A 12,866-nucleotide genomic window follows, 5' to 3' on the forward strand; every position below is an offset into this window, starting at 1 on the left:
CAACCTGCAAGGCGCCGGCGATTAGGCCCGCCAGATTGGGCCCATGCTCCGCCGTCATGCCCCGCAGCACAGGCTTTGGCGGTCCGATGCGCAGTTGTGGGAATGTAATCCGCGCTAGCGCCTGGCACCCCGGCGCAGCGGGCAGGCTCTGACATCTTCTGCTACCGTTGCGCAGTGGCAGGTTTCTTTACTCTCATCAAAGCGCTGGCAGCCTCTTGGCCGAAAATCAATTCTCTGAAATCACAGAGCCAAACGAACTCTCAGTCATGGCTCCGGCTACACGGCGCCTTGCCTGCCTTTGAGGCCGCTGCGGGCGTTGGTGGTTTGAGCGCCACCAGAAACTGGTGATGCCAATGACGCTAGGCGCACGTATGTTGCTGGATTTCACTGCGACCTTCGGTCAAATGGCTACCATCCTCCGTCTCCTGCGCGAACAGGCCCAGCCCTGCACTGTGCACATCACCGCAATGCCGGGCGTTGCAATCCCGGTCATGGCACCAGAACAACCGCCGATCCTCAAACGCAGGCCTGGCGATCTGCGCCAGCTCTACTGTGGCGAGCTGGTCGCCCCTTTCACAGAAGCACCACAGCTGCCGCGCGTGCTGCGGCTGTGGTGTTTGCTGCCCACAGCCCCGCGCAGCCTGTCAAAACGGGCCGCCCCGCGGCCATCGAATACGCAGGCTTGATTGGAAAAACAGCTTTAACCGAGAAATCCGCCATCGCTGTCGTCGCCGGCCTCTTCCATCAGCAGACGCATATCCGGAACCGTGACATGGCGCTTGCCTTCCAGCTCGATCACCCCGTCCTTCTTGAGCGCCGAGATCTGGCGGCTCACGGTTTCCAGGGTCAGGCCCAGATAGTCGGCCATGGCTTCACGGGTCAGCGGCAAGTCGAACACCATCCGGTTGGTGGCTCCGCCTGGTGTCAGCGTGGCGTCGCGGCGTGCAATAATCGCCAGGAGGCTGGCAATTTTCTCGCGCGCAGTCTTGCGGCCCAGCACCAGCATCCACTCGCGGGCTGCGTCAAGCTCATCCAGTGTCATCTCCAGCAGCCGGTGCGCAATATGCGGGGTGCGTTCCATCAGCTCCTCAAACGGCTTCTTGCGGAAACAGCACATCACAACATCGGTGGTTGCGACCACATCATAGGCAGCACCTTCACGCCCCGGACGGCCGACAAAGTCACTGGGCAGCAAGAGCCCCACCATCTGGGTGCGCCCATCCTCCATCGTCTGGGTCAACGTGGCGATGCCCGAGACCACGGACCCCACGAAATTCATCACATCGCCGGACCAGATGATCGGCTGGCCGGCTTCATAGGTGCGGTAGTATTTGATCGCATCCAGCGCCTCCAGCTCATCCGCATTGCAGCGCGCACACACGGCCCGATGGCGGATCGGGCAGTCACCGCATCTGAGCTGGGCAAAGGAAGAAGCGTTCATTCGGTAATCCCGGTTGATCTGGATCAAGGTTCTGGGTCACGCGTTCCCATAACGGTAATGGAATGAAACAGAAAGCTCAATTGGCCGAGCTGGGTTTGTTTGTCTCCAATGTGCCGTGCCACGCCAGCTATCCCGCTGCGCTGCATTTCACCAAGGGGCTTGATTCATTACAGTTTTCCAGTTGGGTTTTCAGAATTTCCCCCGGCAGCTGCATCTCGCTGTAGGTTCATGTGCCGTTCTGCCGCAGAGTGTGCTGGTTTTGTGCCTGCCGCACGCAAGGTACCCATTCCGACGCATCGGTGAAAGCTAAGGTCCGGGTTCTGAACGCCGAAATTGCGCTGCTGACACAGTTGCCCAAAGACATCACCCTGTCCCGGCTGCTTTGGGGCGGTGGCACGCCAACTTTGCTCAGTGCAGAACTGATCCGCGATCTGGTTGCCGCCATCACCAAAGCCGAGCCGCGGGCGCTGCGAGCGGAGTTCTCGGTGGAGATTGACCCGAACGAGATCGGCGACTGGCGGCTGCATGCGCTGGCCAGCTCCACCCATATCCGCACCATCCGGGACCGGCACTTCGCCACGCCCCACGGCCATGCCCTTGGTGGTAAAGATCTGCTGCGGGCACGGCTGATTGAGGCGTTGATGTGCGATTTCCGCATTTGCCGCACAGAAATCCTGTCGCAGTTTGCCATCAGCGCAGACCAACTGGAGCGGATGTTCCAGGAAGTCAGCGCTGCCTTTCCGGGTATGTTACAGATTTCCGCCCAGGGGCTGGATATCTGCAGGGAAGCCCTTCCGCTGGCCCAGATGATCGCCCGCAACTTTGACGCCTACGACCTGAGCTGCTTCGACCGCCGCACCGCCTTCTGACACAATCGTTGAGCGGCGCATTTCTCCCGCCCGTCGCCGCCGCGCCAAAGGCGCAGCGCTCCCGTTGGGCGAGGCTCAGCGCCCGTGGCGCTGGGCCGCGCCCAACGCCCCCCAGGGGGTCCGGCGCAGCCCGGGCACCAGCGGGCGCGGGAGTGCCTCGCTGTCCTTTGAAAACACAGCCCGTTCAAAATACAGTCGGCCAAAAACACAGCCTGATAGGTCAGTATTTCTGCCGCAATGTTTCGCGTGCGAAACATTTGGTCAGCGGCGCTGCCGCAACTTCTGGGCGTTGCGCGGGTTGCGCACGCATAGATATTGCAAAGCTTGCCGAGGAGTTAACCTGCGGCGGCTTAACCGGCGGCAGCCAGAAGACGGCGGGTGTACTCGGCCTGGGGATTGGCAAACAGCGCTTCGGCGGCTCCGGTCTCCACCACATCGCCCTGGTTCATCACCACCACGTTATGCGACATCGCCCGCACCACGTTGAGGTCGTGAGAGATGAACAGATAGGCCAGCCCGTATCGAGCCTGCAGATCGCGCAGCAGTTCGACGATCTGCACCTGCACCGTCATGTCCAGCGCCGAGGTCGGCTCATCCAACACCACCAGTTTGGGCCGCAGCACCATGGCGCGGGCAATGGCGATGCGCTGGCGCTGGCCGCCGGAAAACTCATGCGGGTAGCGGTCCATGGCTGCAGGATCGAGACCGACCTCCTGCATCACCTCAGCCACCAGTTCACGCGGATCGCGGTGCTGATCCACATTGTGAATGGCCAGCCCTTCAGAGATGATCTGGGCGCAGGTCATCCGCGGGCTGAGCGAGCCGAACGGATCCTGGAACACGATCTGCATGTCCTTGCGCAGGCGTCGCAGCTCGCGGGTGGACCACTTGCGCAGGTCCTGTCCCTGAAACTCCACTGCGCCCTCGGACGCAATCAGCCGCATGATGGCGAGCGCCAGCGTGGTCTTGCCCGAGCCGCTCTCTCCCACGATGCCCAGGGTTTCACCGGCACGCACGGACAGCGACATTGGGTTCACGGCTTTCACATGGCCGACAGTACGTTTGAGCAGCCCCTTCTGGATCGGAAACCAGACCTTCAGATCCTTGGCCGCCACCAGCGTATCAGCGTTTTGCGGCACCGGCTGTGGCTGGCCGGAGGGCTCTGCCGCCAGCAGTTTCTGCGTATAGGGGTGCTGCGGATTGGCAAAGATCTCTGCAGCCGGGCCTTCCTCGACGATCTCGCCGTCCTTCATCACGCAGACGCGGTCGGCAATGCGGCGCACGATGGCCAGGTCATGAGTGATGAACAACAGCCCCATGCCTTCGCTTTCCTTGAGATCCGCCAGCAGGTCGAGGATCTGCGCCTGGATGGTCACGTCCAGCGCCGTGGTCGGCTCATCCGCGATCAGGATATCGGGTTTGTTGGCCAGCGCCATGGCGATCATCACCCGCTGCCGCTGCCCGCCAGACAGCTGATGCGGATAAGACGTCAGCCGGTTTTCCGCGTCGCGGATGCCGACCTTCTCCATCAGTTCCAGAATGCGGGCGCGGGCGGCCTGACCGGAAATCCCCTGATGCAGGGCCAGGGATTCCTCCAGCTGGCGCTCGATCGTGTGCAGCGGGTTGAGAGAGGTCATCGGCTCCTGAAAGATGAAGCTGATGTCATTGCCGCGCACCTGCATCAGATGGCGTTCGCTGGCGCCGACCATCTCGGTGCCGTCATAGGTGACGGAGCCTGTCACCATGGCGCTGTCGCCCAGGAGCGACACGGTGGAGAGCGCCGAGACCGATTTGCCGGAGCCGCTTTCGCCCACCAGCGCCACGGTTTCACCGCGCCCGACAGAGAAGGAGACGCCGCGGACGGCTTCGCTTACTTGGCCGTCCTGGCGGAAGGAGACGCGGAGGTTCTGGACGTTCAGGAGAGGGGCTGTAACGGTCATTGTGTTTCCCCTTTCGACACCACCATGAGGGCACTGCCCGTCCGAGGGCGGAAACGAAGTACCCGCCCGTCGTGCTGAAAGCACGCCTTTGGCGTGGCGGGGCGGACGGGCACTGCCCGGCGTCCCGCCGGGCGATGCATTTCAAACAAGTCTGAGCCGGTCATGAAAACGTCTTCCGCGGGTCGAAGGCATCGCGCACGCCTTCGAAAATGAAAATCAAGAGCGACAGCATGATGGCAAAGGTGAAGAAGGCGGTGAAAGCCAGCCAGGGCGCTTCGAGGTTCTGTTTGGCCTGCAGGGTCAGCTCGCCCAGGGACGGCGCCGAGGACGGCAGGCCGAAGCCGAGGAAATCGAGCCCGGCCAGCAGGCCGATGGTGCCGGTGATGATGAAGGGCAGCATGGTCAGCGTCGCCACCATCGCATTGGGCAGCATATGGCGGAACATGATCGTCAGGTTGCCGACGCCCAGTGCCTTGGCGGCGCGGACATATTCCAGGTTGCGGGCGCGCAGGAACTCGGCCCGCACCACACCGACAAGAGCGGTCCAGCCAAACAGGATCATCAGACCCACCAGCAGCCAGAAACTGCGCCCCAGGATCGCAAACATGATGATGATCACATAAAGCGAGTTGATTGATCCCCAGACCTCGATCACCCGCTGGAAGATCAGGTCGGTGAGACCGCCGAAGTAGCCCTGCACAGCGCCGGCCAGAATGCCGATCAGGCTGGCGGCGCCTGTGACCATCAGGGTGAACAGGATCGATAGGCGGAAACCGTAGATCACCCGCGCCAGCACATCGCGCTTGGTGTCATCGGTGCCCAGAAGGTTCAGCCCGCCCGGCGGCAGCGGCGCAGCACCCGGGCGGTCCACCGTGGTGTTGAAACTGTAGGGAATGGGCGGCCATAGGGTCCAGCCTTCTGCGAAGCCTTCCGCTGCATAGGTGCCGGTCGTGATCTCCTCCAGGATGGCTGCTGGTTCGTCAAAGCAGTCTTCCACCCCACCGGAGCGGATCAGGCATTCGACTTCCGGATCGGAATAAACCGCCTCTGTTTGGAAATCGCCGCCGAATTTGGTTTCCGGGTAGAATTTGAACACCGGTGCATAGACCTCGCCCCGGTAGCTGACAAGGATCGGTTTGTCGTTGGCGATGAATTCGGCAAAGAGCGACAGGCCGAACAGCACCGAAAAGATCCACAGCGACCAGTAGGCACGGCGGTTTTTGCAGAAATTATGCCAGCGGCGCTGGTTCAGGGGGGATAACGCCATGGATCAGCCCTCCCGCTTTTCAAAGTCGATGCGGGGATCGACGAACACATACATCAAGTCAGAGAGGATGCCGACCACCAGCCCCATCAGCCCGAAGATATACATTGTGCCGAACATCACCGGATAGTCACGCGCCACCGCAGCTTCAAACCCCAGTCGGCCCAGCCCGTCGAGCGAGAAAATCGTCTCGATGATCAGAGAGCCGGCAAAGAACACGCCGATGAAAACCGCCGGGAAACCGGCAATCACAATTAGCATCGCATTGCGGAACACATGGCCGTAAAGCACCCGCGTTTCACTGAGCCCCTTGGCACGGGCGGTCATGACGTATTGCTTTTTGATCTCATCCAGAAAGGAATTCTTGGTGAGCAGCGTCAGGGTGGCGAAGGCCGCAATGGTCGAGGCTGCGACCGGCAGCGCGATGTGCCAGAAGTAATCCAGGATTTTGCCAATAAGGCTGAGGCTGTCCCAATTGTCGGACGTCAGCCCGCGCAGCGGGAAGATCTGCCAGTAAGAGCCGCCGGCAAACAGCACCAGCAGCATGATGGCAAACAGGAAACCGGGGATGGCATAGGCCGCGATGATCACGCCGCTGGTCCAGGTGTCGAAGGAGGAGCCGTCTTTCATCGCCTTGCGAATGCCCAGCGGGATCGAGATTAGATAGGCGATCAGGGTCGACCACAGGCCCAGCGAGATCGAGACCGGCATTTTTTCCAACACCAGATCAGTGACGTCGATCTTGCGGAAGTAGCTCTCGCCGAAATCGAAGGTGGCATAGTTGCCGACCATGGTGGCGAACCGTTCCAAGGGCGGCTTGTCGAGGCCAAACTGCTCTTCCAGCTCCTTGATCAGCTCCGGCGGCAGGCCCTGGCGGCCGGCGTAGTTTTCATTGGCGCCGATGGTCTCGGTTCCGGTGTCGCCGCCGCCGCCGGCAAAGCCCTCGAACACATCGCCGCCGCCTTCGAGCTGGGCGATGATCTGTTCGACAGGGCCGCCGGGCACAAACTGGACCAGGGCGAAATTCACCACCAGGATGCCGAACAGCGTCGGGATCACCAAAAGCAGGCGGCGGAGGATATAGGCGGCCATGGCTGTGGCTTACCGCAGCGCGCCAGAGGATTTCAGCGCCGCCTCGCGGGCATCGTCAATCCACCACAGGTCCAGGAAGCCCGGGCTGTAGGGCGGCAGGTTTTCCGGCTGGCTGTACATGTCCCAATAGGCGATCCAATTGACGTCCAGATACCAAGTCGGCACGGCAAACCGCTTGGCGCGTAGCACCCGGTCGAGGGCGCGGGCATTGGCGCGCAGATCTTCCTGGGTCTTGGCTTCGACGATATTGCCGATCAGCGCGTCCACCGCCGGATCTGCCAGCCCTGCGGGATTGAAGACCGAGTACTCGTGCGCTTCCGAGCCGAACTGCTGGTAAAGGCCGGTCGAAGGCTCCAGCGACATCCGGTAGGCGGAGGAGATCATGTCGAACTCCTTTTCGCGGCGGCGGCTGGTGAATTGCGCGTAATCGACCCGGTTCACCACAGCCTCCAGCCCCATGGTGTTCAGATTGGTGACATAGGGCTGCACGATACGTTCGATGGTCGGGCTGTCGACCAGAAACTCCAGTTTGAACACCTCGCCGTCCGCGTTGCGGCGCACACCGTCATTGCCGACGGTCCAGCCAGCCTCGTCCAGCAGTTTCATGGCGCGGCGCAGGTTCTTGCGGTCGCCGGGGCGGGCCGGTTTGGAGGCATGCGCCATCACCGGCTCCGAGGTCAGTAGCGATGGGTCGATCTGACCGTCCAGCGCCTCCAGCACCTCTTTTTCGCGGCCTTCGGGCAGGCCCTCGGCCTGCAGCGGCGTGTCCTGCCAGAAAGAGGACTGGTGGCGGAACAACCCATATTGCAGGCTTTCGTTGGTCCACTCGAAATTATAGGCCAGCTGCAGCGCCTCGCGGACGCGGATGTCCTGGAATTTGGGACGCAGCAGGTTCATCACAAAGCCAGAGGCCGCAGGCACGTTTCCGTCCGGAATTTCGCCTTTGACCACCTCGCCTGCGTTCACCGCATCAAAATTATAGGCAGTGGCCCAGCTTTTAGAACTGTTTTCAGGGCGCAGCGTGTAGACACCGGCCTTGAACCCTTCCATCGCGGCCACCGCATCGCCAAAGTACTCAACCCGGATGCTGTCATAGTTGTGGCGGCCGATATTCACGTTGATGTCCTTGCCCCAGTAGTCCGGGTTGCGGCGGTAAATGATGCTTTGGTTCACCTCTGCCTTGTCCAGCACGTAAGGCCCCGAGCCGATGCCCGGTTCCAGCCGCGGTTCGTCAATGCGGCGGTTTTCGGGGTCGGCCTCGAACCAAGCCTTGGAGAATACCGACGTGCCGGCCACCTGGGAAATCATCGCCCGGCGCGGGAAGTCCGGCGAGAAGTAGAATTTCACCCGGTGCGGCCCCAGTGCTTCGGCCTTTGGGATGCGCTTGCGCACGGCTTCGGCATAGGATTTCAACCCCTGCTCCAGCAGGATGTTGTGAGAGAAGACCACATCATCAGCCGTAACCGCAGACCCGTCCGAAAACCGCGCCTCGGGCCGCAGATTGAAGATCACCCAGTCCTGGCTTTCCGGATACTCAAGGCTTTCGGCCAGCAGCCCGTAGTAGGAGCCGGGTTCATCGTACGAGCCGACCATCAGGCTTTCGAAGTGCTGCGAAGACAACATCCCTGCCCGGCCCTTGCGGGTGTAGGGGTTCATGCTGTCGAAAGTGCCAACCGCCGAAATCGCCAGTTCACCGCCCTTGGGCGCCTCAGGGTTCACATAGTCGAAATGCGCAAAGCCTTGGGGGTATTTCAGATCCCCGAACTCGGCAAAGCCATGGGCCTTGATGATGGTGTCCTCAGCCCGGACCAGCGTCGCCGTCGCCAGTGCCAGGATCAGCCCCATCATCAGGGCCTGGGCCAGTACCGCAGCTGCCTGCAGCGGGTTCACCCTGTCCATTGTGCGCACGCGCGCCGCAGCTCGAGCGGGATTCATCTGCCATGACCTCCTTTTGCCTGCGGCCTAGCGCCCAGGATCTTATCTGCCCACAAGCTAATGGCGGGGGGCGGTAACATTCAAGTTGCGATTAGGCGGTTTCCTGTTCGCGCCACGCTCCCTTTTGGCGTGCAACGGCCGATCCTGCCAGCCTTTTCAGCGGCTGCTTGCCCGGTATTGGACTGCATGCCAGCCTCGAATCACAAAAACGTCAGAACCTCAGGGAGACAGAAATGCCGACAGTGAAGTATCTAGCCCCCCTTGCCCTGGCCGGGGTTGCAGCCCTCAGCGCCTGCGCCCAGCAGGAGGAGGAAGTGGTCTATTCCAGCCCCGAAGAGGCGTTCTGCGTCCAGAGCGGCGGCCAGTATGTGCTGCGCAGCGGCAAGGCCGGCCCCATCGGCGTCTGCATCCTGCCCGACGGCCAGGAACGCGATGCGCTGGCCTATTACCGGGAAAACAACCCGGCCTGATGACGGCCGGGCAATGCTGCCATCAAAAAAAGCCGCTGCGGGTCTGCAGCGGCTTTTTCGGTTGGATAGCTGGGACAGTAGACAGGTTTAGTTGTCCAGGCTGTCCAGATAGGCGATCAGGTTCACGCGGTCTTTCTGTTTCTTCAGACCCGAGAACGACATGGTGGTGCCAGACGCATAGGCCGACGGCTTGGTCAGGAAGGCGTCCAGCTCTTCGGCAGTCCAGGCCTTGTCTGCCATGCCGGTCAGAGCGCCGGAATAGCCAAAGCCCGGTGCGGCAGCGATATTGCGGCCAACCACGCCATAGAGGTAGGGGCCAGTTGAGTTCGCGCCGTCTTCCAGCTTGTGGCAGGCAGAGCATTTCTTGAAAACTTTTGCGCCTTTGGCAACATCGGCAGAGGCCATCAGCTCTTCGAAGCTGACTTCCGGCTCATCGCTGGCGGCTTCGGCCGAGGCGACTTCGATCACATAGGCGGCCTCACCATGGCTGTCCACGTGATACAGGCCCTCTGCGGCCCATTTGCCCAGCAGGAGAACCAGGAACGCGCCGCAAAAGCCTGCGGTCGCTTTGGTAAGGGTCATTGTGTCAAACATGAATCGCGGGTCCATTTAGCTGTCTGACCGGTTGTCTAAGGCTTCCCCTTCAAAGTGGCAAGGTATAGACAGCGCGACGAAACGCCCAAATCTTGAAGTTTTGCACGGGGAACACACCCATGAGCCGCAAAATCGCCATTCAGGGGGAGCTTGGCTCCTACAGCCACGAGGCCTGCCGCATCGCCCGCCCCGGTATGGAGGTGCTGGCCTGCCGCACGTTTGAGGACATTCTGGAAGCGGTGCGCAGCGGCGCGGCGGAGCAGGCGATGCTGCCGGTGGAAAACTCCACCTATGGCCGCGTGGCCGACAGCCACCGGCTGTTGCCGCACAGCGGGCTGCATATCGTGGACGAAGCCTTTGTGCGGGTGCATATCAACCTGCTGGCGGTGCCGGGAGCAAAACTGGAAGACATCCAGGAGGCGCATTCGCATCTGGTGCTTTTGCCGCAATGCGGAACCTTCCTGCGGGACAATGGCATCCGCGGCCGGGTTAGCCCCGACAACGCGCGCGCCGCCCGTGATGTGGCCGAAGCCGGCGACATCCATTCTGCCGCGCTGGCCAGCGAACTGGCAGGCGAGATCTACGGTCTGAATGTGCTTGCTCGCCATATCGAGGACAGCAGCGACAACACTACCCGCTTTCTGATCATGGCGCAGAAGCCGGACTTTAGCCGTCGCGGCGCCCATAACATGATCACCAGCTTCGTGTTTCAGGTGCGCAACATCCCGGCGGCGCTTTACAAGGCGATGGGCGGTTTTGCCACCAACGGCATCAACATGACCAAACTGGAAAGCTATATGGTGGACGGCTCGTTCACCGCGACCCAGTTTTATGCCGACATCGAAGGCCATCCCGATGACGCCAATGTGCAGCTGGCGATGGACGAGCTGAGTTATTTCACCACCAATGTGGAAATCCTTGGCGTTTACCCGGCGGACAACGGCCGGTTCTGAACTAGCGCACGGCAGGCAGGGGCGTTGCCCCTCTTGGCCTCCTGGCCAATTCACCCCAGGATATTTCCAGCCAGAAGAAGCGGCGATTCCCGCCACGCGCCAGCGTGGCGCCCGGCCCAACGGCGCGGGGCAATCTTTGATTGCTCCAAAGCGGGCGGGAGCCCCTTGTCAATTTCACATCAATTGGTTCAGGGGAGGTAATAGTGGAGGGGGGGTAAGTGAGAGGCTGGACATCGACCCAAGCGGGGCTCGTTGTGGCTGCTTCCTTCCGGATCTGACCAGGTTGGCGAGGCGCCTGCCCGCGCCAACCTCTCGAATCCTGATATAAGGGCCGCTGCCGGGATTGGCAAGGGCTGCGCCGCCTGCGCTGAGTTCAGCCAGTCATAGCTGCAGTTCCAGCTCCCAGAAACCATCGCTGCTGAAACCGCGTGGCGTGGCCAGCCCGTCCGGCAATTCCGCCAGGTGCCGCGCAGCGCCCGCCCCTGTCACGGCAACTGCGCGTGCGCCCGGAACCGGCGCCAGCTGCCAGGGATAGGCGGCCTCGGCCAGCGGATCCGGCGGCAAACGCCCGGCAATATAGTCGCTGATCGCCTGCCGGATGCGGAGCGGCGGCAACGGCAGCTCCTCTGCGGTTTCCAGCATCCGGAACCGGCCACCACCGCTGGCCCGGTAACTGTTGAGTGCAACTGCGAACCGCTGGCCGGGGTCAATCGGCTGGCCTTGCCAGCGAAGATCCGAAACCCGCCGGGCATCCGGATTCAACAGCGCCCCCGAGGCGGAGAACCGCGGTGGCTGGGATACATCGATCCGGTAGCTGAGGCCAAAGATCACATCGAAGTTGTGGCCTGCCCGATGCGGGTCTGCCAGCTGCTGTCCGGCACTGCCTGGCATCACCTGGTTAAACAGCCCGGCCGACATTTCCAGCCAATCCTGCAGCTGCGCGCCCGTGACAGCCATTGCCTTCAATTCATTCGGAAAGACCTGCAGATCCGCAATATTGCGGGCAGACAGCGCACCGGCGGCAATATCAGTGTAATATTGCGGCCCGGAGCGGCCGCCGAATTTGCCTGGCGCCACCGCAGACAGCAACGGCAGGTTTTCACCGTCAGTGCCGCGCAGCAGCACCCGCGCCGCAGCCGCCTGGGCGCTGGCCGTCAGGGCAAGACCGCGGTCCGGCGCAAAGAAGGTGAAATAGGAATGCATCGCCACCGGGCTGTGTCCTGCCGGCTCCTGCATACGCTGTAAGGTGAGGCCGTGATCATCTGCCAGGGCCTGCACCAATGCGGGCGCCTCCTGCGCCAGCGGCTGCACGGCACCTGTTGCCCCCGGTTGGGCAACCGGCTGCAGGCTGGGCGTGCCACGGCGCATCCGCCAGCTGCCGGAAACATGTTCCAGCTCCAGCCGGATCATCCCCAGATGCGAGCCATGCGCGCCTGGCATCACCACCGGCTTGGCAAAGGGGTGGTCCGGATGTGGCAGTGTCAGATGGGTATGGCCGCCAACCAGAGCGTCGATCTCTGGCAGGGCCGCCAGCAGTTCCAAGGCGTTTTCACTGCTGTCGCCGCCTTCTGCCGCCAGCCCGCTATGCGCAAGGCCCAGCACCAGATCGCAGCCCTGCGCCTTCAGCTGCCGCGCCTGCTCGGCGGCGGCCTCTGCAATGCCCTGCGCCTGCAATTGCCCTGCCAGCACCTGACGGCACCAGGAGAGCGTCTGCGGCGGCAGGACTGAGAAAACGCCGATCCGCAGAGGCGGCAAGCCTGGGCAGGCGGGCACGGCGCGCTCCAGAACTGCTGAAGCGGCAAACGGCAGTTCCAGGCCCGGCTGCGCGGCCGTCAGATTCGCACACAGCATCGGGCAAGGCGCGTCCTTCAGCATGTTCGTCAGAGCAGCCAGCCCGGAATCGAAATCATGGTTGCCGAGGCCCGCCGCGTCATATTGCAGGACCTGAAAGGCGCGCATCAGCGGATGCGGCCCAGCCATTTGCGGCAGAATTTCCCCCAGGGGCGATCCCAACAACCCATCGCCATTGTCAACCAGGATACAGGCCGCGCCCTGTCGTGCTGCCTCAGTGCGCGCCTGGGCGATCAAAGTGGCCGCCCGTGACAGGCCGATGGCTGGATCCGGCCGGTCAGCATAATAATCATGGCTCAGCAGATTGCAGTGCAGGTCCGTGGTGGCCAACACATGCAGCGTCCCGGAAGTCCCGGTTTCTGAGGTCCCGGCCCCGGTCGTCATATCCAAAATTCTGCTGACACTGCCTGCCCGCCGCTCCTTTCGCGCCCTTCGGCGTTATTCTTGTCCCGCGCTA

Annotated in this window: 11 protein-coding genes and 1 other RNA gene; 4 read left to right on the plus strand and 8 right to left on the minus strand. The window is 62.1% G+C overall.

Annotated features, from left to right (window positions below; all coding sequences use genetic code 11):
- Positions 1–404 precede the first annotated feature (404 nt).
- Positions 405–686 carry a hypothetical protein gene (locus tag ACP151_RS09760; RefSeq protein ID WP_424978703.1) on the plus strand — a complete coding sequence of 94 codons (282 nt, stop codon included), beginning with the start codon at positions 405–407 and terminating at the stop codon, positions 684–686.
- A gap of 14 nt (positions 687–700) precedes the next feature.
- Here the strand turns inward: ACP151_RS09760 and fnrL are convergent, their stop codons facing one another.
- Positions 701–1,441, minus strand: a complete 741-nt coding sequence (gene fnrL, locus ACP151_RS09765) for a transcriptional regulator FnrL (protein ID WP_424978704.1) — start codon at positions 1,439–1,441, stop codon at positions 701–703.
- Between the two features lie 299 nt (positions 1,442–1,740).
- Here fnrL and ACP151_RS09770 point away from each other — a divergent pair, with 299 nt between their 5' ends.
- A complete protein-coding gene (locus tag ACP151_RS09770; protein ID WP_424978705.1) occupies positions 1,741–2,310 on the plus strand; it encodes a hypothetical protein in 570 nt (189 codons plus the stop codon).
- A 350-nt stretch (positions 2,311–2,660) separates the two neighbouring features.
- Here ACP151_RS09770 and ACP151_RS09775 read toward each other — a convergent pair whose 3' ends face one another.
- The 4 genes from ACP151_RS09775 to ACP151_RS09790 all read right to left on the minus strand — a co-directional run bounded on the left by ACP151_RS09775 (position 2,661) and on the right by ACP151_RS09790 (position 8,541).
- Complete coding sequence (locus ACP151_RS09775) at positions 2,661–4,250, minus strand: ABC transporter ATP-binding protein (protein ID WP_424978706.1); 1,590 nt, start codon at positions 4,248–4,250, stop codon at positions 2,661–2,663.
- A 160-nt stretch (positions 4,251–4,410) separates the two neighbouring features.
- Positions 4,411–5,517: an ABC transporter permease gene (locus ACP151_RS09780; RefSeq protein WP_424978707.1), complete on the minus strand. Its 1,107-nt coding sequence runs from the start codon at positions 5,515–5,517 to the stop codon at positions 4,411–4,413.
- Positions 5,518–5,520: 3 nt separating this feature from the next.
- Entirely contained in the window at positions 5,521–6,606 is a 1,086-nt protein-coding gene (locus tag ACP151_RS09785) for a microcin C ABC transporter permease YejB (protein WP_424978708.1), read from the minus strand.
- 9 nt (positions 6,607–6,615) lie between these two features.
- Positions 6,616–8,541, minus strand: a complete 1,926-nt coding sequence (locus ACP151_RS09790; protein ID WP_424978709.1) for an extracellular solute-binding protein — start codon at positions 8,539–8,541, stop codon at positions 6,616–6,618.
- Positions 8,542–8,774: 233 nt separating this feature from the next.
- Between ACP151_RS09790 and ACP151_RS09795 the strand changes: the two genes are divergently transcribed.
- Positions 8,775–9,011, plus strand: coding sequence for a DUF333 domain-containing protein (locus tag ACP151_RS09795; RefSeq protein WP_424978710.1), 237 nt, complete (start codon positions 8,775–8,777; stop codon positions 9,009–9,011).
- Between the two features lie 87 nt (positions 9,012–9,098).
- Here the strand turns inward: ACP151_RS09795 and ACP151_RS09800 are convergent, their stop codons facing one another.
- The gene (locus ACP151_RS09800) at positions 9,099–9,605 is read right to left on the minus strand and encodes a c-type cytochrome (protein ID WP_424978711.1); all 507 of its coding nucleotides are present in this window, start codon (positions 9,603–9,605) and stop codon (positions 9,099–9,101) included.
- Positions 9,606–9,724: 119 nt separating this feature from the next.
- Between ACP151_RS09800 and ACP151_RS09805 the strand changes: the two genes are divergently transcribed.
- Positions 9,725–10,558, plus strand: coding sequence for a prephenate dehydratase (locus ACP151_RS09805; RefSeq protein WP_424978712.1), 834 nt, complete (start codon positions 9,725–9,727; stop codon positions 10,556–10,558).
- 216 nt (positions 10,559–10,774) lie between these two features.
- On the opposite strand, the gene ffs is transcribed toward ACP151_RS09805, so the two are convergent.
- An RNA gene (gene ffs / locus ACP151_RS09810) (signal recognition particle sRNA small type) lies at positions 10,775–10,873 on the minus strand.
- A gap of 66 nt (positions 10,874–10,939) precedes the next feature.
- Positions 10,940–12,793: a 5'-nucleotidase C-terminal domain-containing protein gene (locus ACP151_RS09815; RefSeq protein WP_424978713.1), complete on the minus strand. Its 1,854-nt coding sequence runs from the start codon at positions 12,791–12,793 to the stop codon at positions 10,940–10,942.
- Positions 12,794–12,866 lie beyond the last annotated feature (73 nt).

It is taken from the genome of Leisingera sp. S232, from assembly GCF_049800895.1.
GTDB lineage: Bacteria > Pseudomonadota > Alphaproteobacteria > Rhodobacterales > Rhodobacteraceae > Leisingera.

Excerpts from the sequence above, each read along its gene's own strand:
- ACP151_RS09760 (WP_424978703.1), top strand. The coding sequence starts at position 405 with ATGGCTACCATCCTCCGTCTCCTGCGCGAACAGGCCCAGCCCTGCACT.
- fnrL (WP_424978704.1), bottom strand. The coding sequence starts at position 1,441 with ATGAACGCTTCTTCCTTTGCCCAGCTCAGATGCGGTGACTGCCCGATC.
- ACP151_RS09775 (WP_424978706.1), bottom strand. The coding sequence starts at position 4,250 with ATGACCGTTACAGCCCCTCTCCTGAACGTCCAGAACCTCCGCGTCTCC.
- ACP151_RS09780 (WP_424978707.1), bottom strand. The coding sequence starts at position 5,517 with ATGGCGTTATCCCCCCTGAACCAGCGCCGCTGGCATAATTTCTGCAAA.
- ACP151_RS09785 (WP_424978708.1), bottom strand. The coding sequence starts at position 6,606 with ATGGCCGCCTATATCCTCCGCCGCCTGCTTTTGGTGATCCCGACGCTG.
- ACP151_RS09790 (WP_424978709.1), bottom strand. The coding sequence starts at position 8,541 with ATGAATCCCGCTCGAGCTGCGGCGCGCGTGCGCACAATGGACAGGGTG.
- ACP151_RS09795 (WP_424978710.1), top strand. The coding sequence starts at position 8,775 with ATGCCGACAGTGAAGTATCTAGCCCCCCTTGCCCTGGCCGGGGTTGCA.
- ACP151_RS09800 (WP_424978711.1), bottom strand. The coding sequence starts at position 9,605 with ATGTTTGACACAATGACCCTTACCAAAGCGACCGCAGGCTTTTGCGGC.
- ACP151_RS09805 (WP_424978712.1), top strand. The coding sequence starts at position 9,725 with ATGAGCCGCAAAATCGCCATTCAGGGGGAGCTTGGCTCCTACAGCCAC.
- ACP151_RS09815 (WP_424978713.1), bottom strand. The coding sequence starts at position 12,793 with ATGACGACCGGGGCCGGGACCTCAGAAACCGGGACTTCCGGGACGCTG.